The 21,541-nt window shown below is 34.1% G+C and carries 16 protein-coding genes; 3 read left to right on the top strand and 13 right to left on the bottom strand.

Annotated features, from left to right (window positions below):
* Positions 1–15: 15 nt before the first annotated feature.
* The 12 genes from Q0893_RS12770 to Q0893_RS12715 all read right to left on the bottom strand — a co-directional run bounded on the left by Q0893_RS12770 (position 16) and on the right by Q0893_RS12715 (position 14,245).
* The gene (locus tag Q0893_RS12770; RefSeq protein WP_298903321.1) at positions 16–1,206 is read right to left on the bottom strand and encodes an acetyl-CoA C-acyltransferase; all 1,191 of its coding nucleotides are present in this window, start codon (positions 1,204–1,206) and stop codon (positions 16–18) included.
* A 4-nt stretch (positions 1,207–1,210) separates the two neighbouring features.
* A complete protein-coding gene (locus tag Q0893_RS12765) occupies positions 1,211–3,619 on the bottom strand; it encodes a 3-hydroxyacyl-CoA dehydrogenase/enoyl-CoA hydratase family protein (RefSeq protein ID WP_299276179.1) in 2,409 nt (802 codons plus the stop codon).
* Position 3,620: 1 nt separating this feature from the next.
* The gene (locus tag Q0893_RS12760) at positions 3,621–4,076 is read right to left on the bottom strand and encodes a MarR family transcriptional regulator (RefSeq protein WP_298903323.1); all 456 of its coding nucleotides are present in this window, start codon (positions 4,074–4,076) and stop codon (positions 3,621–3,623) included.
* A gap of 133 nt (positions 4,077–4,209) precedes the next feature.
* Positions 4,210–4,602 carry a hypothetical protein gene (locus Q0893_RS12755; RefSeq protein WP_298903324.1) on the bottom strand — a complete coding sequence of 131 codons (393 nt, stop codon included), beginning with the start codon at positions 4,600–4,602 and terminating at the stop codon, positions 4,210–4,212.
* Between the two features lie 134 nt (positions 4,603–4,736).
* Complete coding sequence (locus Q0893_RS12750) at positions 4,737–5,768, bottom strand: helix-turn-helix transcriptional regulator (RefSeq protein ID WP_298903325.1); 1,032 nt, start codon at positions 5,766–5,768, stop codon at positions 4,737–4,739.
* A 20-nt stretch (positions 5,769–5,788) separates the two neighbouring features.
* Complete coding sequence (locus tag Q0893_RS12745) at positions 5,789–6,211, bottom strand: hypothetical protein (protein WP_298903327.1); 423 nt, start codon at positions 6,209–6,211, stop codon at positions 5,789–5,791.
* A 137-nt stretch (positions 6,212–6,348) separates the two neighbouring features.
* Positions 6,349–8,121: a long-chain fatty acid--CoA ligase gene (locus tag Q0893_RS12740; RefSeq protein WP_298903328.1), complete on the bottom strand. Its 1,773-nt coding sequence runs from the start codon at positions 8,119–8,121 to the stop codon at positions 6,349–6,351.
* Between the two features lie 250 nt (positions 8,122–8,371).
* Positions 8,372–9,175: an AraC family transcriptional regulator gene (locus Q0893_RS12735; RefSeq protein ID WP_298903329.1), complete on the bottom strand. Its 804-nt coding sequence runs from the start codon at positions 9,173–9,175 to the stop codon at positions 8,372–8,374.
* A 104-nt stretch (positions 9,176–9,279) separates the two neighbouring features.
* Positions 9,280–10,035 (bottom strand): LytTR family DNA-binding domain-containing protein, encoded by a 756-nt coding sequence (locus Q0893_RS12730; protein ID WP_298903330.1) that lies wholly within the window; start codon positions 10,033–10,035, stop codon positions 9,280–9,282.
* 5 nt (positions 10,036–10,040) lie between these two features.
* Positions 10,041–11,885, bottom strand: coding sequence for a sensor histidine kinase (locus Q0893_RS12725; RefSeq protein WP_299276170.1), 1,845 nt, complete (start codon positions 11,883–11,885; stop codon positions 10,041–10,043).
* Between the two features lie 4 nt (positions 11,886–11,889).
* Positions 11,890–13,086, bottom strand: coding sequence for a histidine kinase (locus tag Q0893_RS12720; RefSeq protein ID WP_298903332.1), 1,197 nt, complete (start codon positions 13,084–13,086; stop codon positions 11,890–11,892).
* 127 nt (positions 13,087–13,213) lie between these two features.
* A complete protein-coding gene (locus tag Q0893_RS12715) occupies positions 13,214–14,245 on the bottom strand; it encodes a hypothetical protein (RefSeq protein WP_299276166.1) in 1,032 nt (343 codons plus the stop codon).
* 250 nt (positions 14,246–14,495) lie between these two features.
* On the opposite strand from Q0893_RS12715, the gene Q0893_RS12710 reads away from it, so the two are divergent.
* The 3 genes from Q0893_RS12710 to Q0893_RS12700 all read left to right on the top strand — a co-directional run bounded on the left by Q0893_RS12710 (position 14,496) and on the right by Q0893_RS12700 (position 17,661).
* On the top strand, positions 14,496–14,990 hold the full coding sequence (locus Q0893_RS12710) for a T9SS type A sorting domain-containing protein (RefSeq protein WP_299276163.1): 495 nt from the start codon (positions 14,496–14,498) through the stop codon (positions 14,988–14,990).
* 4 nt (positions 14,991–14,994) lie between these two features.
* Entirely contained in the window at positions 14,995–17,037 is a 2,043-nt protein-coding gene (locus Q0893_RS12705) for a tail fiber domain-containing protein (protein WP_299276160.1), read from the top strand.
* 75 nt (positions 17,038–17,112) lie between these two features.
* Entirely contained in the window at positions 17,113–17,661 is a 549-nt protein-coding gene (locus Q0893_RS12700) for a GNAT family protein (RefSeq protein ID WP_299276157.1), read from the top strand.
* A gap of 210 nt (positions 17,662–17,871) precedes the next feature.
* Here the strand turns inward: Q0893_RS12700 and purL are convergent, their stop codons facing one another.
* Entirely contained in the window at positions 17,872–21,534 is a 3,663-nt protein-coding gene (gene purL, locus Q0893_RS12695; protein ID WP_299276154.1) for a phosphoribosylformylglycinamidine synthase, read from the bottom strand.
* Positions 21,535–21,541 lie beyond the last annotated feature (7 nt).

The raw sequence follows: 21,541 nt of genomic DNA, 5'->3' as shown, positions 1-21,541 counted from the left end.
TTGTTTTGTTCTTTGTTAGTTTAAAAATTCGAATATTCCACAGGCACCTTGACCAGTTCCAACGCACATTGTAACGGCTCCATATTTACCTTTCATATCACGTTTCCGCATTTCGTCAAATAACTGTACAGACAATTTTGCTCCAGTACATCCTAAGGGATGACCTAAGGCAATGGCACCACCATTAACGTTAATAATGTCGGGGTTTAAATCGAGCTCTCTAATCACTGCTAGGGATTGCGATGCAAACGCTTCATTAAGCTCTATTAATTCTAAATCAGATTGTTTTAAGCCTGCTTGCTTTAATGCTTTTGGAATTGCTTTTACAGGACCAATTCCCATAATACGAGGTTCAACACCAGCCGCCGCATAGTTAACCAAACGTGCGATAGGCTCAATGTTTAATTCTTTAACCATATCCTCACTCATTACCATTACGAAAGCTGCACCATCACTCATTTGGGATGAATTTCCAGCGGTAACACTTCCGCCTTGAGCGAATACAGCGCGCAACTTAGCTAAGGCTTCTTTGTTTGTTCCTTTTCTTGGACCTTCATCTTTGGTTACTGTATAAGATCTGGTCGCTTTTTTACCATTATCATCGATATAAGTTTGGTCTACTGTGATAGGAACAATTTGATCCTGAAAACGATTTTCGGCTTGCGCTCTGAGTGCTTTCATATGGGAATTATAGGCAAACTCGTCTTGATCTTCTCTTGATACATTAAACTGGTTGGCAACAGCTTCGGCAGTATTTCCCATACCCCAATAATACTCTTCATGTCCAGCTTTTACTGTATCATAATTTAGTTCTGGTTTAAATCCGGTCATTGGCACAGAACTCATGCTTTCAGAACCACCTGCAATGATGCAATCTGCCATTCCTGCTTGAATTTTTGCGGTAGCAATACCGATGGTTTCAATTCCAGATGAACAAAAGCGATTTACGGTTACTCCAGGAACATCAACACTATTTAATCCTATCAAAGAAATAAATCGAGCCATGTTTAGGCCTTGAGATCCTTCAGGCATTGCATTTCCAACGATAACATCATCAATTCTTGAGACGTCAAGGTTTGGTAATTCTTTCATCATATGCTGAATGGTTTCAGCTCCTAATTCATCGGCTCTTTTAAATCTAAACACCCCTTTTGGTGCTTTGCCAACTGCAGTTCTATATGCTTTAACTATATATGCTTGTTTCATTGTTTTAGTTTCTTAAAGGTTTTCCAGTTTTTAACATGTGCTGAATACGTTCTAAAGTTTTGCGTTCAGTACATAACGATAAGAAGGCTTCACGTTCGAGGTCTAATAAGTATTGTTCACTTACTAAAGTGGGCTCTGATAAATCACCTCCAGCCATTACATAGGCCAATTTATTGGCAATTTTTTGGTCGTGCTCACTAATGTAATGACTCGCTTCCATAGCATCTGTACCTACCAAAAACATACCCAGTGCTTGTTTACCAAGTACTTTTATGTCTTTTCGTTTAACAGGTTGTGTATAGCCAGCATCCGCCAATAGTTTTGCATGTGCTTTTGCAGTAGCGATTTGCCTATCTTTATTGACAACAACGATATCCTTACCTTTTTGAAGAACACCTAAATCGAAGGCTTCATAGGCAGATGTAGCTACTTTTGCCATACCAATAGTTAAGAAATATTCCTGTAACACATTTAGTTCTACATCTCCTTTTCTAAATGTATCTTGAGCCCTTAAAGCCATTTCTTTAGAGCCTCCACCACCTGGAATCACACCAACGCCAAACTCAACCAACCCAATGTAAGTTTCAGCTGCTGCAACTACTTTATCTGCGTGCATAGATAATTCGCATCCGCCACCTAATGTCATACCATGAGGGGCAGAAATTGTTGGAATCGAAGAGTAACGCATACGCATCATTGTGTCTTGGAAATATTTTATGGCCATGTTCAGCTCATCATATTCTTGCTCGGCAGCCATCATAAAAATCATTCCAATATTGGCACCTACAGAGAAGTTAGCGCCTTGGTTTCCAACCACTAATCCTGAAAAATCTTTTTCGGCTAAGTCGATTGCTTTATTTAATCCAGCAAGAACATCGCCACCAATAGTGTTCATTTTAGATTGAAATTCTACATTAAGAATGCCATCTCCTAAATCTTCAACAACAACACCTGAATTTTTAAACACTTCGTTGGATTTTCTGATGTTATCTAGAATGATAAAACTGTCTTGACCAGGAATTTTTTCTTGAGACTTTTTAGGAATATCGTACGCATAGGTTGCGCCATCTTTTACAGTATAAAAAGAAGAACTTCCCGAAGCTATCATGTCATTAACCCACGTATTAGGTTCTAAGCCTTCTGCTTTCATCATTTCAATTCCGTTTTCTACACCAATGGCATCCCAAATTTGAAAAGGTCCGTGTTCCCAACCAAACCCAGCTTTCATGGCATCATCAATCTTGTATAGGTCGTCTGTGATTTCAGGGATACGATTAGATACATAAGCAAATAAGGCTGCAAAACTCTTACGGTAAAATGCACCAGCTTTATCTTTTCCGTTTACTAAAACTTTAAAACGATCCACAACTTTATCAATGGTTTTGGTAAGCTCTAAAGTTGCAAATTTGGCACGTTGTTTTTGTCTATAATCAAGAGTGTTAAGATCTAAGGAAAGAATTTCTTTTTTGCCTTCGTTCGAAACTGTTTTTTTATAAAACCCTTGTCCAGTTTTACTTCCTAGCCATTTGTTTTCCATCATTGTATTGATGAAATCTGGTAATTGAAATAGCGCATGACGCTCATCGTTTGGACAATTTTCTCTAATACCGTTAGCAACATGAACTAAGGTATCTAACCCAACGACATCAACAGTTCTAAAAGTTGCCGACTTTGGACGTCCTATAACAGGTCCAGATAACTTATCTACTTCTTCAATAGTTAAATCTAAATCCTTAACAGCATGAAACAAGCTCATAATACTAAAAATACCTATTCTATTTCCTATAAAGGCAGGTGTGTCTTTAGCAATTACAGAAGTTTTTCCAAGAAATTGTTCGCCATAACCATTTAAAAAGTCTAAAACAGAAGAGTCTGTTTTTGGGCCTGGTATGATTTCAAATAATTTCAGGTATCTAGCAGGATTAAAAAAATGCGTACCACAGAAATGTTTCTGGAAGTCGTCACTTCTTCCTTCACTCATAAATTTTATAGGAATACCAGATGTGTTTGATGTTATCAAAGTACCAGGAGTTCTATGCTGTTCTAGCTTTTCAAAGACTTGTTGTTTAATGTCTAGGCGTTCAACAACAACTTCCATAATCCAATCTACATCTTTTACTTTTGAAATATCATCTTCAAGGTTTCCTGTCGTGATTCGATTTTTAAAAGAAGGATGATAGAGTGGGGCAGGTTTCGATTTTATAGAGGCTGTTAATGCATCATTAACTAGTCTATTTCTAACAGCTTTGTCTTCTAAGGTTAAACCTTTGGCCTTTTCCTTATCATTTAATTCTCTCGGAATGATGTCTAATAATAAAACATCAACACCAATATTAGCAAAGTGACAAGCGATACCGCTTCCCATAATACCTGATCCAATAATGGCAATCTTTTTAATTCTACGTTTACTCATCTTATTTTAAAATGTGTTCTTTTTGGTTGTATATCTGTTTATTTGAAATCATATTATTAATGACTTCAGCTACTTTGTAGAAATTTGCTAACTCTTCTTCAGAAACGTTATCTCTTATCGTTTCGTTGAAGGTGAGTACTTTTTCTCTAGAATACGCTCTTTTTTCTCGTCCAAATTCGGTTAAGTGAATAAGCACACCTCTACCATCTTCAGGATTTGGTTTTCTAGTAATTAATCCCTTTTCTTCCATGGTTTTGAGCGTACGTGATAAACTTGTTGCCTCCATTCCCATTTTTGGGCCAAGAGATGTAGAAGGTGTTCCGTTTTCAGGATCTATACTTAGGAGGGCAAAGCCTGTAGCCATTGTTGTACCAAATTGAGATGCTTCTTCGTTATACATCTTATTGACAGCTAACCAAGTGGTTCTAAGTACATAGTCAATAGTTTTATCCTTCATAATTTGAATTTTGGAATCCAAATATACTAAAAAATACTATGCATGCATAATAAATTATTTAAATTTTATGATTTTAAAATTAAAAAAGCGTCTCATAAGAAACGCTTTAAAAAATATGTGTGTATTTGTAGGGCTAACTTGTTTTTCCGTTGATTAAACCAACGACAGCACCAACTACTGCAGCCATAATTATAGAGATTAACAACTCTAAACCATATCTTTGATAGTCTATTTCAATTTGGTTCGCCATATTGAAGAGTACAGTAATTAGCCCCATAAAAAGGCCAATAATGGCACCAGCTTTGGCACCTGTCATCAATGTTGTAATTTGAGCCCATTTGTTAAAAATGTAGGAGATAAAAAATCCAAACACTAAACAGCCTAGCGTAATAAAGAGCATGGCATTGGTGCCTTCTTGAGGTTGTGGGAATGTGTCGGCAAAAATAATCCCGTAAAATAACCAGCCGAGTAACCAGTCAACCACACCTCCTATGAGACCTGCGAGTACAAAACTTTTTGTTTTCATAAAAAAATAATATTAGTTAGCGCGTCAAAGATATTATAATTTCATTAAACGGATGTTAAAATTACGAATATCGTAAGTTTTATGTTAAAAGATAAAGTATAATACTCTTATTGTTGCGATTTAATAAAGTGAGCTTAAATATTAATATCAAGTATTTCTTTACGTGATTTGACGCCTAGTTTTGAATAAATTTTACTTGCATGTGATTTGACAGTGCTTAATCCAATGCTTAATTCATCTGAAATTTCTTTATTAGACTTTCCATCTTTTAGAAGAGTAAATATTTTACGTTCCTGAACACTTAGAGATTTTAATTGGTTGTTGTTTTTTTTACGGTTTTTATTAAAAAAATAATTGATAATAAAGCCTAGCATAAAGAAGAGAATACCAATCCCTATAAACCAAAATGTTGCTGTGTTTTCTTCTTTCGGAAATTTAACTCTTAATTCTTTAAAATAGGTAGAATTATCGTTCTCCCATTTCCTTAAATAGTTCTTATAAAATGATTGATTTTCTAGAAAAGTAGATTCGAATTTACTGTGATTAAGAGCGTAAAGGGATACGATTGGATGTGAAGATGTATCGGCAATATGTCTTAATTGCTGGTTTAAAGTTTTGTTTACAAATTCCTTTTTTATAGATCCGTATTTGCTATTGTCATGATCTCCTTGATAAATAAGATGTGTTATTATTTTAAGGTCTTTATTCGGGCTATATCCTGTAATGCTATATGGGCTAAATAGACTATCGTTGGCCGTATTGCTTATGCTGATATTCGAATGTTGATTGGCTATAAAAAAAATATGATTCTCTTCTTTGCCACCAATAATTAATGAGGCCGCTGGCGCTTCCTTTTTTGATAAATGAATGCGGTAAAGATTATCTGCACTAGGCAGGGCTTTTGATGAAAAATGAAAATACCCGTTGCTGTCGATTTTTGTTTCTGCAATAATCATTTCGTTAGACATGGTATACATGTCTTTAAATGTGGGTATATGTGATAGGTAAACCACAGGTTCCCAAATGGAATCTAACTGTAGTTTACCTTTTATGGACTGTACGTTTTTTGATGTAGATTGTGAATAGCAATTGAAACTGGCTAATGCAAAAATCAACTGCAAAACAACAAGTCTTTTGAAATATTTAAGTCTATTGTCTTTTTGCATTTGGTTAGATTAGATTAGTGTTACATCATAGATGTACAGATGGACACATCTCCGGCGACATTATTAGGAATGAGTTTAATTACCCAATTTCCTTGTATCGGATCGTCAATATGTTTTTGCATTTGACCACAAACCAATTCTTTTTTCTTATTGCTAGATTTAACCTGACTTTCAATAGAAAAATTACCTTTTTTGTTGCCTTTTGGGTCGTAAACTTCAACGGTTAAGTACCCAGATTTTATGGTACTATTAATACTGACATATAACTTTTTTGCTGAGTCGGCTACTTCTACCTTTATTTCTTCGGTATCAGAACTGCCATCAAATTGTATGCTTCTGTTAAGAGTAATGGCGTCGCAATGTTTTTGATTATTTTGCTGAGCCTGGATAGATAATGATAATAACAAGAATAAACATGTTACTAGTTTAATTGATTTTTTCATGATTGATAAAATTTTAAGATTATGTATCAAAGTTATTTATATCAACATCGAATCAAACATTTTTTAGGTTTGAAAAAAGAACGAAAAAAGGTCTAATAAAGTATTAGAAGCCTTTATATGTCATAAAAACCATCTACTTATCGATAAATCTTATCATAAAGGTCTTGATAAATGCCTTTAATAATATCGCGTTTCATCTTCATTGTGGGTGTTAATTGACCACCATCTATTGACCATACATCAGGAGTGAGTTCAAATCGTTTAATCTGTTCCCACTTTCCGAAGTTCTTGTTGTATTTGTCGATTTCTTTTTGAATTCGTTTAATAACAATTTCTGAAGATGCAATGTCTTCATTTGAAGTTCCTATATTCAGTTCTTTATGATCTATCCAATCTCTTATAAAGTCAAAATTAGGTTGTATTATTGCTGCTGGCATTTTTTCGCTTTCACCAACCACCATAATTTGTTCAATAAAAAGTGATTGTTTCATGTCGTTTTCGAGAAGGGGAGGAATAACATACTTTCCACCTGAGGTCTTAAACATTTCTTTTTTACGTCCTGTGATTTTTAAAAAGCCTTCAGAATCAATTTCACCTTTGTCTCCCGTATGAAAATAATCATCGGTCATTACACTTGCCGTTTTTTCAGGATCCTTAAAGTAACCTTTCATTACATTTGGTCCTTTTATAAGGATTTCTCCATCGTCGGCAATTTTAACCTCTACATTTCTTATGGGTTGACCAACCGTTCCTATTTTAAATAAGTTGTTAGCATACATTTCTACGGAAACTACAGGAGATGTTTCAGTTAATCCATAACCTTGCATAACTTTCATTCCGGCAGCGGAAAATATTCGTGACAATCTCGGTTGAAGAGGAGCGCTCCCCGACACCATAGTTGTAAGCTCACCACCCAAGGCTTCTCGCCATTTACTAAAGATTAAAGCACTAGCAATTTTAAGTTTAAATTCATACCAAGCCCCATTTGCTCTATAAGGTTGCCATTGTTCTCCTAATTTTACGGCCCAAAAGAAAAGTGCTTTTTTAATACCAGAGAGGTCTTCTCCTTTCAGCATGATCTTGTCGAATACTTTTTCAAGTAATCTCGGAACCACACTCATTAAATTAGGTTTTATTTCTTTTGCATTATCCCCAATTTTGTCAATACCTTCTGCAAAATATATGGTGGTTCCAGCAAATTGATAGATGTAAATTAATACGCGTTCAAAAATATGGCAAATAGGAAGGAAGCTCAGTACCCTAGTTTCATTGCCGTCCATTAAAGGTAATCTTTCAGAGGCATCTAAGGCATTACTTGTAATATTATGATGTGTGAGCATTACACCTTTTGGTCTTCCGGTTGTTCCTGAGGTGTATATAATTGTTGCCAAATCTTGAGGGTCAACATTATCTTTTCTAGCTTCTACTTCTGGTTGAGTGCTTGTGTCTTTACCTAGCTCAAAGAGTTCAGAGTAATGTTTGCAACCTTCAATATGATTAAAGGAATACACTTCTTTTACCTTAGTATTTCCTTGGACTTTTCTTACTTTTTCTAAAACTTCAATGTCAGAAACGAAACAATATATAGCTTCACTATGGTTAAGAACATATTCATAATCTTCGGCACAAATTGTTGGATAAATGGGAATGTTCTGAGCGCCTGTTTGCAGAATACCTATATCCATAATATTCCACTCAGTTCTATTAGTGGATGAGATGACCGCAATTTTGTCGTTTTTTTGAACTCCTAGTTTTAACAAAGCACGACTCACGGCATTAGCTTTATCTAAGTAATCTTTGGTTGAGGTTTTTACCCATTCGCCATCATATTTTGTTACTAAAGCTGCATCTAAATTATGAACCTCTAATTGATAATATGGAAAATCAAAAAGTCTTGTTATTTCTGTCATTGCGTCTGATAGGATTGTAGTATTGCAAAATATGAAATTAAAAGTGAATTTCAAATGTGTATTTAAAAAAAGGAGTTGCAATGACACAACTCCTTAATTCTTTGAATTTTAACTAAAATGAAATGGTCAAGTCTTTTACTACAAATAACTAAAAATTAATAAACCCTATATATTAATTTTATAAAATGACAATCATTTCAGATTGTAAATGTAAAACATAAAAACAGTATAACGGTGTAAAAAATCGTAACTATTGGTTTCTGAAAACGGCCTTTAATAAAGGGTAGTCTTTCTTGAAATACGATTTAGGAGTTTCGTTCATGAAGAGCCTAAAATCCTTAGAAAAATGGGATCTGTCGTAATAGCCAAACATGAACATAAGGTCTTTAATTGTGGTTTCTTGACTCTCATATTTTCTCATTAGTTGTAAAAATCTGAAGAGCCTAATGTATTTTCCAGGTGTAAGACCAACAATTTTTTTAAATTGTGTTTCTAATGTTTTTTGAGAGATATTAATTTGTTCAAGAATATCGCTAATGGTTATGAGACCATTGCTATCTTTTATTAAATTTATGGCGATATCAATATGTTTTGTGTTATTGTTTATTGTGAGGTTTAGGTTAGAGAAAAAGTGATCAAATTGCTTTGCTTGATGCTCTCCGCTTCGAAAGTCTTCAAATACAGATTTGATTTTTGCGAATAATTTTGGGTGAAATGATGATAACAGCACGTGTTTGTCTTGAAGCGCAGAAATATCTGTATTTAATATTTTGAACAAGGCGGTTGGATGAAAACTAATACCAAATGACATGGCTTCTGAAGTAGAATAGAATTGATATGACCTAAAAAATTGCCCGCTAACAATGGTATTTGTAATAGGCATTTCTTTATGTTCTACGATAGCTTTTTGATCTCCATAAAAAATATGAGTTAAATGGGTAAGGCCTATTGGTAACACTGTCGATTGAAAAGGAACCTCATCCTCAGTAAAAGTTAATTGATAGTATTCCTCAATGAGATGAGGTACTTTATTATCATAATAATTGAGCGTCATTGATTAGGATTAATTGTAGGTAAATTAATACAAAAAAATGGTATGTCAAATTTTAAAAGGACTAATTATTTTTACATTTTAGTTGCTCGGGCTATAGACCAAATCTATGTGAGTAGTTGCATTAGTTTAATAAAGTCTTCTTTTCGTGATCTTGAAATGCTTACGGTATCATTGTTTTTCATAATTATATATCCGCCATCGGCTTTGACATATTTTTTTACTTCTTTCAAATTAATTAAATAGCTGTTATGGACACGCATAAAATCTTGTTCTAATAACAAGTTTTCATATTCTTTAAGGTGTTTACTTACTAGTAATTTTTCAGAATTATTTAGAATAAATGCGGTATAGGAGCCTTCGGCTTTACAATAAAGAATGTCGTTCACTTCAATAAATTCAATGCCATCAGAAGTTGCTAAACATATCTTATTTAATTGAGGTTTTCGTTGTTTTAAATTTAACATTAACGTCTCTAGTTGTTTTTTATAGATGTCTTGATTTTTTTTGGTCTGTGCTTTACTAACTGCATTTTGAAGCTCTTCTAGGTCTATAGGTTTTAATAAATAATCCAATGAACTGAATTTTACAGCTTTAATAGCGTATTGTTCAAAGGCAGTTGTGAAAATCACCTCAAAATTAAGATGTGGAACTTGTTGTAAAACATCAAAACCTGTTCCTGTTTGCAGTTCTATATCTAAGAAAATAACGTCGGGTTTTGTGGTTTTGATTGTTTCAACGGCGTCATCTACGCTTCCAGCCATACCAACAACCTTGATGTCTATGCAAAACTCTTCTAATAGATTTTTTAAAGTTTCTCTACTATGTTTTTCGTCTTCAACTATAACGGCTTTTAAACTCATAACTTCTATTTTAAAGGGATTTTTACAATAATGGTGGTTCCTAAGGATGCACCATTTTTATCTTTTTTATCTATTATATCGAGTGTGTTGATGTCGGTTTTTAAGGCATCCAAACGTTGTTTTGTAACTTCCAATCCTCTCGATTTTTTATCTCTTTTGTGGATGTGTTGTTTGTTATTTGAGGCTGTTCTGCCAACACCGCTGTCGTCGACTTCGCAAATAAGAAGATTATCTTGCGCTCTAAACGTTATGTCTATATTTTTTGGACCTTGATGTTTTGGTAGGAGTCCATGAATTATAGCATTTTCCACAAATGGTTGTAATATCATAAAAGGAATTTCAATGGCATTCGCATCAATGGTATCGTCGCAAGAAATAGTATATGTAAATGCATTGTCAAATCTTAGAGACTCTAATTCTAAATAATCTTGAAGCATTTTAATTTCGTCACTTAGAAGTGCGTTAGTTTCAATTGAGCTTTCTAAAATGTTGCGGGTGAGACGACTAAATTTTGAAAGGTATTTTAATGTCGAAACTTTATCATTTTTAATGACTAAATGTTGGATAGAGCTTAAAGAGTTAAATATGAAATGTGGATTTATTTGAGCTCTTAGGGCTTTAGTTTTATTAAGAAAAGCCTCTTCTTGAAACTGTAAACGCTCTTTGTTTTCTTGTTGAAGTTTATAAGTGAGACCAGCAGCAAAAATTAAAATCTCTAGGCTTGCCCCAGTTATCATATAGATGCGCTCTTGCAAAAACAACATGCCTAATGCACCTATCATATATAAAAAAGAACCAATTACAATAAAATATGCAAGTTTGCTTTTTGCTTTAATAAGTAAATATATCATTCCACCCAGACCAAATAAAGACATTATAAGTCGTTCAATATCTAGTAAATATATATGCATGCTAAAACTTTTAGTAGCAAAACATAAGGCGTCTAGAATGATAATACCTACGAGCATTGTAGCAATTATTTTGAGTGCAACATGCAACTTTGGATATTCTACTTTTGTGTTTAAATAGTAGATGATATACAAAATGTAACATAAGTTTATAATAACTTGAGAGATTTGAAAAAAGGCATAGCTAAAGAGATTCATGCCTCCAAAAAAAGTGTCATACAATCTAAAAATATCTGGAGTTAGATATAAAAAGAGAAATAATATGTATAGGGCGTAAAACAAAAATTCGGTGCGCTTAGAATAGAAATAGTACATGATGGTTAGTAGAAACATCACTAGACAAATACCAGTAAACAAGTAAATTGGAATTAATCGATTTAAATCGCGATGAGAATAAAAATTTTGAATGAGATCTATTTTCAGTTTATTATAATAATAAAACCTCCAATTTGAAACATTGTCAAAAAATGCAACCCTACGTATCTTTAAATAAATATACTTGTCATTAAAAATGTACGATTCATTAAAAGGAATACCTTGAGAATATAATATAGAGTTACGTTCGGGCTGGTTTTCAAATCGGCCTATTTTTTTTTCTTTAACACTATTATTTTCAGAATAGAATATTGATGTGTAACCATATTGCCTGAAACGCAAATACCATGTGCTGTCTGTGGAAATGGTATTTAGCTCTTTTGTGAGATCTATTTGAATCCAATAAATACTTGAAGGCTTCGTTTTTTCTGTTATCGTGCTTGGTGATTTAAAAGCACTTACATCAACAAGAAGTTGTTCTAGTGTGACATTTTCGTCACTAGTTTTTAATACTTTATAAGGAAGAATTTGACCAACTTTTGATAATATTTTATCATGTTGTCCAAATGCGATAAAGCACTGTAATAGAGCAACGAACCCGAGCGTTTTTTTGAAATTTTTAGCCATATAGTCAAGATAAATTTGGAAGAATTAAAGTAATGTCTCCCCCTTGTTGTGTATCGTTGTTTACAAAAGTTATATGTTTCTCAATATTGTAATCTTTAACTTTATTAAGCAATCTAATTTGATCTTGCCATGAGATAATATTGTCTCTATATTCTGGTTTATAATTACTATCTTTTTTTAAGGTATCATGCCTGTACTTTATGTTCAAAGTTACGTTTGTATCTGTAACTTCAAAATGCACGAAAAGCACTTGGTTTTTATGCTGATTATAAACGGCATGTTCAATAATGTTTTCGAATAAAGTTTGAATGATAAAAGACGGAATTACCGCATAATAGGGGCGCTTTATTTCTTCAATTTTGAATTCAAATTGTTGATCATAGCGCAATTTTTGAAGCTTTAGATACCAATTTAACATGCTCATTTCGTCCTTAAAACTTACAGTGTCATTTTCAAAATTCTTAAGGTAAAACCTTATAAGTTTACTAAAGATTGACAAGTATTCTAGGGCTAATTTTTTATTTCCAGAGCTTACAAAATACTGTATAGCGTTTAATGCATTAAACACAAAATGAGGATTCATTTGAGCACTTAAGGCCTTTAGTTTTAGATCTACTAGTTGTGTCTGAATTTCAATTGAGCGCTCCTGCTGTTGGATGTATTTTTTTTGAGCTCTTACCCCTTTTATTTTAATGGCACAAATAGATGAAATGGTAAGTAACATGTGCAAATGGTGCTCTGAGAAAAAATGTTTGTCGGGATGTTCACAATCTATGATACCAATTACTTTTCCATCAATTATTATTGGAACACAAACTTCTGAAAGTCTAAATTCATCGTCCATTTTATAGCGTTCATCCTTTGAGGTATCATGTAATAGTTCTGCAATTCCAGTCTGGGCCACATAACCAACAATTCCTGTGCCAACTGGGCGTTCTACAGGTTCGTAAATTTCAAAATCTTTAGGGTTTTTAGGACCATAGGCGGCCTTCTGGACCATAACATTTCTTATATCATCAAGGAGGTAAACCACACAGTCTACAAATCCTAATTTGGAAATACAATTTTTTGCTAAGTCCCAAAGAATCTCTTCTTCATCATCAATACCTAAGAGTGATTCTGAAAAATACATTAAAACATCAGAGAACTTTGTATCTGTTGTTTCTGGGTATCGTTCAGAATTTTTTGTAATCTTAACCATGATGTCTTAACGGCTTAAAAGAAGTTGAATTTAGGTATTATTTTTTAAGAATTATAATTCGGTTTTTGAATAGCTAAAAATGATCACTGCAATAGTTTGTATTGCAGTGGTCAAAGCGTTAATGTTTTTATTGCGTGATATACATGTCCATGGTCATGTAGACTTCGCTGTTATTTATAACTTCGTAGTATGTTACTTTAAAAAGAGCGATTCTGTTATCGTCGGTCTTCATAGCATATAACTTGTCTTGACCAATGTTTTTCATTTTCTCTTGATGCTCATTAAAAGAAGCATTATTGTAAAGCGACTCGATTTCAAAAGTGTCATAGATATTTAATGTGTTGAAATTTGTAGTCTCATCGTTGATTTCCTTAAATTTTGTATTAGACTTATTTTGTATGTCATCAACAATGTCTGTATTACCAACGGCACTCGCTGATGATATGTAAATGCCATCAACTTCATTTACACTAATTACAGCAGCAATTTTATCGTTTATTTGTTCGTTAATGACTCTATTTAAGTTAACACCACCAACTTCTAGACCATCTACTTGCATAAATTGAGCGATACTCATATTATCTGGTTGAGCTGGTAAGCGCGTTTCCATAAAGATAGTCTCTACATATTGCATAGCGTCTTTTACTTCGGCTTCTGCAAAATCTAATGTTTCTACATTATTGTTTGAATCGATAACTTCTGCAATAAAATAAAGGTCTTTGTCAATATCAATTTCTGTGAAAATATAGCTTAAGTTGTGTGTATAAGTGTTACTGCCATCTACATAATTTGGACTGTTTATGTCAAAGCTAATGTAAGAAGACTGGACACCATCAACCACCTTATAGATATTCAATGCTACAAAACCTTCAGGAGCAGTGGCTTTTACTGTATGTTGTAAACTTCCGAACCCTGGAGCTCCAACCACACCTTTAAATAAATCTTCACTACCACTTACTAAAGTTAATGATGGTAAAATATCTGGATTAACAACAGCCTCTTCTTCTGGCGTAATTGGAGAATCGTCTTTACTGCAACTTGTTAGCGTACTAAATGCAAGTAGCATGTAAATGATTACCGTTGTAGACAATGAATAAAACTTAACTTTTTTTATAGCTGTATTTGCGATACTTCTATTTGTTTTAACTAATGATTTCATAATAAAATGTTTTTAAATGTTTTTTGATGAAGCAAACTTACGGTGATGTCAGGTTTGATTTTTACGTGAATTGATAAATGGTGTTTTAGACTTGATATTTGGTAATTCTGCTTTTTTAGGCACTTTAATACGTTCTTTTTTTTAAGAGTATAGCAATCCATCAATTGAAAAACGCCGTTTATCAATTTCGAAAAGAAATGGGTGATGTTTACCTATAGATTTGTTCCAGAAATTAAAAAACAACAACATTATGCGAACACAATTACTTATGTTTTTTTTATTGCTCATATCGTTAACAACTTCTGCTCAAAGTATTTCTAAGCAAGTTATTGGAAGCACTGGAAGTCTCATAGTAAATGAAACTTATTCAATCAACTTCACAACAGGAGAGTCCGTTGTAGGATTGGTGCAAAATAATGCGACAATCCATCAAGGATTTTGGGCATTTTTAATTAACGACGAAACTTTAAGTGTAGCAACCGCTTCAGCACTAATTAACGAGATAACATATTATCCAAATCCAGTGATAGATCAATTGACTATCAATTTTACTAATGACATATCAGGCCAGTACTATATTGCTTTCTACGATATTTTAGGTAAGAAAATATTAAGTAGAAATTTAGATACAAATGTTAGGCAACATATAATAAATATGAGTTCACTTTCTAAGGGAGTATATCTCATGCGTATTTCATCAATAACGAACAGCTTCAATAAAACAACAAAAATCATAAAAAACTAAAATCATGAACTTTTTAAAGAAAAATAGCAAACGTCATGGTATCTATAATAATACTGTGAATAGAGAACAATTATTTAACATCAAACTTGTAGTATCTCTTCTAGTTTTACTTGTAAGTACAATTGGCTTTGCTCAGCAAGGAGTCAATTATCAAGGTGTTGCCCGTGATGCCGAAGGTCAACTTTTATCTAATACGGAGATTGATTTGAAATTTAATATAAAAATTAATGCGCCTGACGGCGACGCTGTATATAGTGAAACGTTTACTGTTATGACCGATATTAATGGTGTGTTTTCAACTGTTATTGGTGAAGGAACGCCGGTGCTTAATTTAATTGAAAATGTAAATTGGGCTGAAGACAGACATTTCCTGAATGTTTGGCTCAATAATGAAGAAATTGGCACTACCGAGTTTATGGCAACACCATATGCTAATGCCATGGGAAAATGGCAGGCTCATGTAAATGGAGTAACGCCTAAAGGAACTGGAGGTTCAATATACATTGGAGATGATGCTGGAGAAGAAGATGAACTCGTAGATAATCACAATATTGGATTAGGTGAAAATGCATTAAATGAAAATACTGAAGGTAAGAATAATGTTGCTTTAGGATTTGAGGCATTAAAAATAAATAGAGGCGGAAATCATAATGTTGCCATAGGAAAACAATCCCTTGACAATAATATTACTGGTAATAGCAATATTGCATTAGGAGGGCAATCAATGGGAGCTAATACCGTTGGAAGCCATAACATTGCATTTGGATGGCAATCATTACTAGTTAACACTGAAGGGAATAATAATATCGCTTTTGGCGAGCATGCAATGGTATCTAATACTATTGGTAATAATAATTTTGCAGGAGGATATAGGTCATTATTTAGTAATACTGAAGGTGTTGATAATATAGCATTAGGTTATCGCGCCTTAAGAGATAATACCTTAGGAAGTGATAATATTGCTTTTGGACATGAAACTTTGTTTAGTAATACAGACGGCGTAAGAAATATTGCTTTTGGTCCAGGTGCTTTATATTCTAATCAAACTGGAGGAAACAACTTTGCGTCTGGATATAATACGTTACACGAAAATACTTCCGGAGGTGGAAACATTGGGATTGGACTATTTGCCATGCACGAAAATATTAGTGGGAACCATAACGTTGCTTTAGGAGGATTTTCATTACGAGATCATATTTCAGGAGATAATAATGTGAGTGTTGGATATAGAACGATGTGGAATAATGAAACAGGTGAGGGCAATATTGCTCTTGGAGAGGAAGCACTTATTTTGAATACGATTGGGGATTTTAATACTGTTATTGGAACTGAAGCAGGGCACGATGCCTTGGGAGATAGAAATGTTTTTATAGGCTATCGCGCTGGTTATCATGAAGAAGGTAGTAATAAGTTATATATTGATAACTCTTCTGTGACCACACCTTTAATTTATGGCGATTTTGAAACAAATCAAATTGGTCTATTTTCAAAAGTTGGAATAAATATGCATCATTCTAATGTACCACTAAACATTGTTGGTGGATTCGATGTGACATTAGACAACCCATCTGGTCAATTGGTTTTAGGCTTGGAAACAGGTTCAAATTTAGCTTTGGATAATAATGAAATTCAAGCAAGAAATAATGAGACAGCGTCCGATTTGTACTTACAAAATGAAGGTGGTAATGTTAGAGTAGGAGGGGCCATTGTACATGCTTCCGATAGACGTTTGAAAAGGGATATAGATAATATTTCCTATGGATTAAATGATATTTTAAAATTACGTCCAACTGAGTATTTCTGGAAAGGTAAAAATCAAGAATACAAGTCTTTAGGGTTAATCGCTCAAGAAGTAGAAAGTGTTATTGAAAATGTAGTGACGTATGATAAAGAAGAAGACAAATATGGAGTTAGTTATACAGAATTAATTCCAGTACTAATTAAAGCCTTGCAAGAGCAACAAGATATTATTAATAAACAGAACAAAACTATTGAAAGTTTTGAAAATAGATTATCAGCTTTAGAAAGGGACTTGAGCAATAAATAATAGTTTTTGTTTATTTTTAATGGAGGCTGTTAATGTTATTTCAACCTCCTTTCTTTTCTTATTATATTTAAAGCTATGAGTAATAATAGATTTCATGTTAGAGAGATGACTATTGATGACCTCGAACATTTTATTAATTATTGGTTGGAAGCTACGCCCGAGTTTTTAAGCAAAATGGGAGTAGATGTCGATAAAAGACCGCAAAGAGATGCACTCTTTAAATTGGTTGTAGATCAATTTAAAGTGCCATTAGAACTCAGGAAAAACTACTTTCTTTTTTGGCTCTTAGATGACAAACCAGTAGGTTATTCTAATATTAATCAAATTGAGTTTAGTAAACAGGCATTTATGCATTTACATTTATGGCAACCAGAAAATAGACAAAGAGGATTAGGAATGACATTCATTAAAAAATCGCTGCCTTTTTATTTTGAAAACTTTAAATTAAAATCACTCCTTTGCGAACCATATGCTCTAAACCCAGCACCAAATAGAGTCGTTGAAAAAATTGGCTTTCAATTTGTAAAAACCTATAGAACCATTCCAGGCGCATCAAATTTTGAACAATTTGTGAGTCAATGGAAGTTGTCTAGGGCAGCTTTTGAGAAAATTATAGAGTCCTAATGAGGTAGTAGATTTGCGTAATGTTATCTATCAAATGAAAACAACCATCTATCAATTAAAGGCGTAGTGTAGTTTACAAATGTTATAAGTTTGAAGAGCTATTAATAAAGACCGTTAAATCGGTAGTATTAAGTTTGTCACTTAATTAGGGGGCTTTTTAAGTACATAAAAGTAAAGGCGTTATTTGTAATGAATAACGCCTTTATAATTTTATTTGGTTTCAATCCATTGCCTAGCATTCACGAAGGCTTCGATCCATGGAGAAACTTGATCTTTTCTGCCTTCAGGGTAGTTGGCCCAATTCCACTGAAATGTTGAACGTTCAATATGCGGCATCATAACAAGGTGGCGTCCCGATGAATCACATAACATCGCTGTATTGAAATCGGATCCATTAGGATTAGACGGATAAGCATCATAAGCATATTTGGCTACAATGTTATAATCGCTTTCCTTCTTTGGAAGGTTAAATTTCCCTTCACCATGACTTATCCAAACGCCTAAAGTCGTGTCTTTTAGAGTTGATAACATCACCGAGTTATTGTCTTGAACCGTTACCGATGTAAACGCGCTTTCATGCTTTTGAGAATCATTATGTAGCATCTTACCATGTTGGTCATGCTCAGGATTAATTAATTCTAACTCCATGAACAATTGGCAACCATTACAAATCCCTACCGATAGTGTGTCTTCTCTTTCAAAGAAGTTTTTAATGGCTCTATTAGCATTTGCATTGTATTTAATTGCACCTGCCCATCCTTTAGCAGATCCTAATACATCACTATTAGAAAAACCACCAACGGCACCAAGAAATTGAATGTCTTCTAAGGTTTCACGACCAGAAATGAGGTCGGTCATATGAACATCTTTAACGTCAAAACCTGCTAAATACATGGCATTGGCCATTTCACGTTCAGAATTACTTCCTTTTTCACGCAAGATAGCGGCCTTTGGTCTTGGTTGTGTTGCGTCAATTGCAGGTAATTGCCCTGTAAATGTCTTCGGAAATTTATAAGCTAAAGGTTGTTTGTGATAATTTTTAAAACGTGCTTCAGCCAAATTATTTGCTGTTTGTTTTTGATCAAGAAGGAATGAGGTTTTATACCACATATCTCTAAGTCTAGACACTGTCATGGTATAAACTTCATTGTTGTTTATAATCCCTAAAGTATCTGTATTAGTTACCTTTCCAATATTGAAAAATTCAATGTTCGCATCAGACAGTATTGTTTCTATGGCCTCGTTTTTAGATTGAAATACAATTCCAGAGTTTTCAGCAAACAATAATTTAAGAGAGTCTTTTTCATTTAAAGCTGTTAAATCTAATTCTGCTCCTAAATTTGTATCGGCAAAACACAATTCTAATAAGGTTGTAATTAAACCACCAGAAGCAACATCATGTCCCGCTACAATATGATCATCGTTAATGAGTTGCTGCATCGTATTAAATACATTTTTTACGTAAGAAGCACTTTCTACATTAGGAACTTCGTTTCCAATTTTATTTAAAACCTGCGCAAAAGAACTTCCGCCTAGTTTAAAGTTATCTTGAGATAAGTTTATATAGTAGATGTCTCCAGCATTATGCTTTAGTACAGGTTCGACAACATTTTTAATAGCATTGCAATTTGCAGCAGCCGAAATGATAACTGTTCCTGGAGAAATAACGTCTTCGTTTGGATACTTTTGTTTCATCGACAATGAATCCTTTCCTGTAGGAACATTAATTCCTAGGTCTATTGAGAATTCTGAGATGGCTTTTACCGCCTCATAAAGTCGGGCGTCTTCACCTTCATTTTTACAAGGCCACATCCAGTTCGCAGATAAGGAAACACTTTTTAATCCATCTTTTAAAGGTGCCCAAATAATATTGGTCAGAGCTTCGGTAATACTATTTCTACTTCCAGCCTCTGGATCTATTAAGCCAGAAATTGGTGAGTGGCCAATTGATGTGGCGATTCCTTCTTTTCCATTGTAATCTAAAGCCATTACGCCAACATTGTTTAATGGCAATTGTAAAGGACCAACACATTGCTGTTTTGCAACTTTTCCGCCTACACAACGATCTACTTTATTTGTTAACCAATCTTTACAAGCCACAGCTTCTAGTTGTAAAACTTGATCTAGATAATTATAAAATTCATTTGGATTATACACAACATTGCTATATGTTCTATTTAAAGAGGTGTCCGTCATAATTGTTTTTGGCGAACTACCAAACATATCTTCAAGTGCCAAATCCATTGGAGTATTGCCCTTGGTTTCAGATCTAAAGCAAAAATGTTTGTCGTCGGTAACATGCCCAACAGTATATAATGGTGAGCGCTCACGTTCAGCAATTTTACTAATATGATCAAGGTGTTTTTCAGCGATTAATAATCCCATTCGTTCTTGAGATTCATTACCAATAATTTCCTTGTCAGATAGCGTTGGATCTCCAACAGGCAATTTATCAAGGTCAATGCATCCTCCAGTATCTTCAATAAGCTCACTTAAACAATTAAGGTGACCACCTGCACCATGATCATGAATAGAAATGATATGATTATCATCACTTTCTACCATGCCTCGAACCACATTGGCCGCACGTTTTTGCATTTCAGGATTTGACCTTTGTACCGCATTAAGCTCAATTCCTGTTGAAAACTCACCAGTGTCTGCACTCGAAACGGCAGCACCTCCCATTCCTATACGATAGTTTTCTCCACCTAACACAACAATCTTATCACCAAATTCGGGTACAGCTTTTATGGCTTGATCTAATTTTCCATATCCAATACCTCCAGCTTGCATAATCACTTTGTCAAAGCCCAGTTTTCGAGCGTCTTCCTCATGTTCAAACGTTAATACAGAACCACATATAAGCGGTTGACCAAATTTATTTCCAAAATCTGAAGCCCCATTACTCGCTTTGATTAAGATATCCATTGGTGTTTGATACAACCAAGGTCGAGCGTCTAATTTTTGCTCCCAAGGTCTGTTCGCTTCTAAACGAGAATAAGAGGTCATATATACAGCAGTTCCTGCTAACGGCAAGGACCCTTTTCCGCCTGCAAGACGGTCACGAATTTCACCTCCAGAACCAGTTGCTGCTCCGTTAAAAGGTTCAACTGTTGTTGGGAAATTATGCGTCTCTGCTTTGAGAGAGATTACAGAATCAAACTCTTTTTTGTCATAAAAATCAGGAACATCGGCACGTTTGGGTGCAAATTGTTCAACCCTTGGGCCTTTTATAAAAGCGACATTATCTTTATATGCTGAAACAATGTCGTTAGGATTTTGTTTAGATGTCTCTTTAATCAATTTAAATAAAGACGTAGGTTGCTCTTTTCCGTCGATAACAAAAGTACCATTGAAAATTTTATGTCTACAGTGTTCACTATTCACCTGTGAAAAACCAAAAACTTCGGAGTCGGTTAGTGGTCGTCCAATTTTCTTTGAGACACTTTCTAAGTATTCTATTTCTTCGTCATTCAGAGCTAAACCTTCTTGTTGGTTATAGGCCGCAATGTCTTCAACGTTTAAAATGTTATCAGGTTGGATGTCAATAGTAAACGATTCTTGATGTAATCCATTATATTTTTCGGATATCATTGGGTCGTAGTCATTGAAACCTTCTTTACAAGATTCAAATTCTTCGATACGAATAATGCCTTCAATTCCCATATTTTGCGTAATCTCTACGGCGTTGGTACTCCAAGGTGTTATCATGGCAGCACGTGGCCCAACAAAAAAAGCATCGAGAGATGCTTGTTCTAATTTAGGTTGGTCGCCAAATAACCATGTCAATTTAGCGATGGTTTCGGTTGATAATTCTTTTGTTGCTTGAACAGCAAATACCTTACTGTTTTGGTTTCCGAAGAAATGAATCATTATTTCG

This window comes from uncultured Psychroserpens sp., from assembly GCF_947494225.1.
GTDB lineage: Bacteria > Bacteroidota > Bacteroidia > Flavobacteriales > Flavobacteriaceae > Psychroserpens.
Note: the sequence above shows the minus strand (reverse complement) of the source record. Positions and strands in the feature narration are given on the sequence as shown.

Excerpts from the sequence above, each read along its gene's own strand:
- Q0893_RS12770 (WP_298903321.1), bottom strand. The coding sequence starts at position 1,206 with ATGAAACAAGCATATATAGTTAAAGCATATAGAACTGCAGTTGGCAAA.
- Q0893_RS12765 (WP_299276179.1), bottom strand. The coding sequence starts at position 3,619 with ATGAGTAAACGTAGAATTAAAAAGATTGCCATTATTGGATCAGGTATT.
- Q0893_RS12760 (WP_298903323.1), bottom strand. The coding sequence starts at position 4,076 with ATGAAGGATAAAACTATTGACTATGTACTTAGAACCACTTGGTTAGCT.
- Q0893_RS12755 (WP_298903324.1), bottom strand. The coding sequence starts at position 4,602 with ATGAAAACAAAAAGTTTTGTACTCGCAGGTCTCATAGGAGGTGTGGTT.
- Q0893_RS12750 (WP_298903325.1), bottom strand. The coding sequence starts at position 5,768 with ATGCAAAAAGACAATAGACTTAAATATTTCAAAAGACTTGTTGTTTTG.
- Q0893_RS12745 (WP_298903327.1), bottom strand. The coding sequence starts at position 6,211 with ATGAAAAAATCAATTAAACTAGTAACATGTTTATTCTTGTTATTATCA.
- Q0893_RS12740 (WP_298903328.1), bottom strand. The coding sequence starts at position 8,121 with ATGACAGAAATAACAAGACTTTTTGATTTTCCATATTATCAATTAGAG.
- Q0893_RS12735 (WP_298903329.1), bottom strand. The coding sequence starts at position 9,175 with ATGACGCTCAATTATTATGATAATAAAGTACCTCATCTCATTGAGGAA.
- Q0893_RS12730 (WP_298903330.1), bottom strand. The coding sequence starts at position 10,035 with ATGAGTTTAAAAGCCGTTATAGTTGAAGACGAAAAACATAGTAGAGAA.
- Q0893_RS12725 (WP_299276170.1), bottom strand. The coding sequence starts at position 11,885 with ATGGCTAAAAATTTCAAAAAAACGCTCGGGTTCGTTGCTCTATTACAG.
- Q0893_RS12720 (WP_298903332.1), bottom strand. The coding sequence starts at position 13,086 with ATGGTTAAGATTACAAAAAATTCTGAACGATACCCAGAAACAACAGAT.
- Q0893_RS12715 (WP_299276166.1), bottom strand. The coding sequence starts at position 14,245 with ATGAAATCATTAGTTAAAACAAATAGAAGTATCGCAAATACAGCTATA.
- Q0893_RS12710 (WP_299276163.1), top strand. The coding sequence starts at position 14,496 with ATGCGAACACAATTACTTATGTTTTTTTTATTGCTCATATCGTTAACA.
- Q0893_RS12705 (WP_299276160.1), top strand. The coding sequence starts at position 14,995 with ATGAACTTTTTAAAGAAAAATAGCAAACGTCATGGTATCTATAATAAT.
- Q0893_RS12700 (WP_299276157.1), top strand. The coding sequence starts at position 17,113 with ATGAGTAATAATAGATTTCATGTTAGAGAGATGACTATTGATGACCTC.
- purL (WP_299276154.1), bottom strand. The coding sequence starts at position 21,534 with ATGATTCATTTCTTCGGAAACCAAAACAGTAAGGTATTTGCTGTTCAA.